Origin of the sequence: Paraburkholderia sp. GAS42 (assembly GCF_050436565.1) — a bacterium.
Taxonomy (GTDB): Bacteria; Pseudomonadota; Gammaproteobacteria; order Burkholderiales; family Burkholderiaceae; genus Paraburkholderia.
Genome location: NZ_JBNDML010000064.1, coordinates 1 through 1,738 on the forward strand (window position 1 = coordinate 1; position 1,738 = coordinate 1,738).

Here is a 1,738-nt window from a genome sequence, read left to right on the forward strand (position 1 = left end):
GACAATCGTGCGGAATGGCGCCAGGTAGCGCAGCGAAAAATCATGTTCCGTCTGCGTCCTGTCGGCAGTGCTCACAGCCCGGTCATAAAGCTCGATGCGACGCGCGTACTCGGCGACTGCGAGCAGTTGTCGGTCAGTCATGCCGCGCAGCTGCCAGTTCCACTCACGGTTGCCTTCCGTACGCAGGTGCAGCGCGTAAAAGCGTTCTGCCAGCTCGAAGCCTGGTGTCCGGCCAGCCCGCTCAACTTCTTCGTCGGTCACCTTGGTCTGCGGCGGGATCACGATCTGCCGGCCGAGCGCCTCGGAGGCCAACTGGCCATAGAAGGTGTAGTTACCCGCGATCGTTCGGAATTCCTGGTCGGCTGCCGCCACCTCGCTGCTCTGCTTCAACGCGCGCGCGTACCAGTAGACCCATGCTGGCTGTGCGCGCAGCGCGGCCGGCATCTGCTCGATCGACCAGCGCACCATTGTCCAATCCCCGGCCAGCAGCGCGCTGCGCGTGCGCCACTCGTAGGCCTGACTCGACAGGGGCGCGTTCGCCGACAGGCGGTACCAGTTCACCGCGCCCGGTAGCTGCCTGAGCACCGCCTGATAGGCGATCGTGCCCCAACCGATAGCCCGTTCTGCCAGGGTGAGCGACGGTGCGATTACGGTGAAGGTGGCCTCGGCGGCCTCCGGATCGCCGACCGCCAACTGTGTGATGGCGAGCAGCGCGAGTTGATGGGACGCTGCGTCCAGCTGGATGCCTTTCGCGAGCAACAGGCGTGGCTGGTTCGTCGCCTGCTCGAGGAGCAGCTGATCCGGGCGCGCCGCGCCCAGCGCATCGACCAGTCTGCCGCCCGTCGTCCTCGCGCCCTGTTCATAGGCCTGGCGAATCAGCTGCCACCCATCGTCCGGAGTGAACTGCTGATTACGGTCGAGCGCGGTGATCAGATCGACGCAGCCGTCACCGTACCAGTTCGGCTCGACGAGCAGCGCCCGCGCCGCGTCGGCCACATTTTCGCCTCGCGTGGCACGGGACTCGAGCGCATAGCACTTCACCTGCGTGTCGTCGTCCAGGACGAACTTTGAATATTGCGAATCGAAATCGTGCCAGTCGTGGCGCGCCCCGAGCACGCGAAGGTAGTCGTTGCGCAGACGGTCGGCAATCGCCTGTCCGTCGTAGCGTTGCAGAAATGACAGCACCGGTGCGTCCGGCGCGTCGAGATTCGCATGCCCCGCGCCGTTGAACAGACGCGGCTTGATCTGGAAATAGCTGAGATAAGCCGGCGCCGGATAATTCGGAATCAAGCTTGCCAGGTGCGCTGCGCGCGCGGGATCGTTGTCGCGTGCAGCGTCATGCAACTTGATGAAAATCTGATCGTTGGCGGATAACGACGTGAACGGGGTGGGATGTCTGGCTAGCACCGTGCCAGACATGACCAATGTCACGGCGGCAAGGGCAAGGCCGACCGTGCGAGACACCCGGTGAAGTCGTGTGGACATCGCTGTTTTCTCGTTGTTTCAGTGCAGAACATTGAACCAAAGCTTAGGCCGCTACCCGGCGAAGCGAAGCTTCGAAAAGCACAGGACTCAACCCGCAATTCAGCTCTTTGCGGGCCGGATGCCTGGGCCACATCGGCGCTTGCGTGTCCGCTGTTTCGTAGCGTGGGCCGGGAGCTGGATTCGGCAATGCGATCCAGAAGGTCTTGAACGCGGCGTTGGTCGTTCTGGCCGGGATGCTCGCTTCTGGGTGGTT

Annotated in this window: 2 protein-coding genes; both read right to left on the reverse strand. The window is 63.4% G+C overall.

What is annotated here, in order from left to right; genetic code table 11:
- Nucleotides 1-1,485: lytic transglycosylase domain-containing protein (locus P3T16_RS34770; protein WP_429345657.1), on the reverse strand; the 1,485-nt coding region annotated here is incomplete at its 3' end.
- A gap of 43 nt (nucleotides 1,486-1,528) precedes the next feature.
- Nucleotides 1,529-1,738: hypothetical protein (locus P3T16_RS34775; protein ID WP_429345658.1), on the reverse strand; the 210-nt coding region annotated here is incomplete at its 5' end.